Source organism: Sporosarcina luteola, assembly GCF_023715535.1.
GTDB classification, from domain to species: Bacteria; Bacillota; Bacilli; order Bacillales_A; family Planococcaceae; genus Sporosarcina; species Sporosarcina luteola_B.
The window spans coordinates 1-551 of the sequence record NZ_JAMBOI010000037.1; the positions used below are offsets into that span (position 1 = coordinate 1).

Annotated in this window: 2 tRNA genes and 1 rRNA gene; all 3 read left to right on the forward strand. The window is 47.2% G+C overall.

The window, feature by feature from the left end:
- A 16S ribosomal RNA gene (locus M3191_RS18175) occupies window positions 1-103 on the forward strand; the annotation flags it as partial.
- A gap of 130 nt (window positions 104-233) precedes the next feature.
- Window positions 234-310, forward strand: a tRNA-Ile gene (locus M3191_RS18180).
- 10 nt (window positions 311-320) lie between these two features.
- Window positions 321-396 (forward strand) — tRNA-Ala (locus M3191_RS18185).
- Window positions 397-551 lie beyond the last annotated feature (155 nt).

Consider the following 551-nt stretch of genomic DNA (forward strand, 5'->3'; position numbering starts at 1 on the left):
GGGTAACCCTTACGGGAGCCAGCCGCCGAAGGTGGGACAGATGATTGGGGTGAAGTCGTAACAAGGTAGCCGTATCGGAAGGTGCGGCTGGATCACCTCCTTTCTAAGGATAATTACGGAATATGAATCTTGGGTTCATACGTTGACGTTTTGCGTTCAGTTTTGAAGGTTCATTGAGCCGTTTTAGACACTGTGTGTTTGAAATCGGCAAGAGAAACTTCATATCCCTGAAGGGGCCTATAGCTCAGCTGGTTAGAGCGCACGCCTGATAAGCGTGAGGTCGGTGGTTCGAGTCCACTTAGGCCCACCATTCATATTCCGGGGCCTTAGCTCAGCTGGGAGAGCGCCTGCCTTGCACGCAGGAGGTCAGCGGTTCGATCCCGCTAGGCTCCACCAATTACTTCATTTAAGAGTAATTTGTTCATTGAAAACTGGATAAAACGACATTGAAGCAACAAAACATCAAGTAATCAACCGAGTCGATCACTTTTGTGATTGAACAATACTTTTTTAACGATTGCCAACGTATATCGCTATACAATGGTGATCAA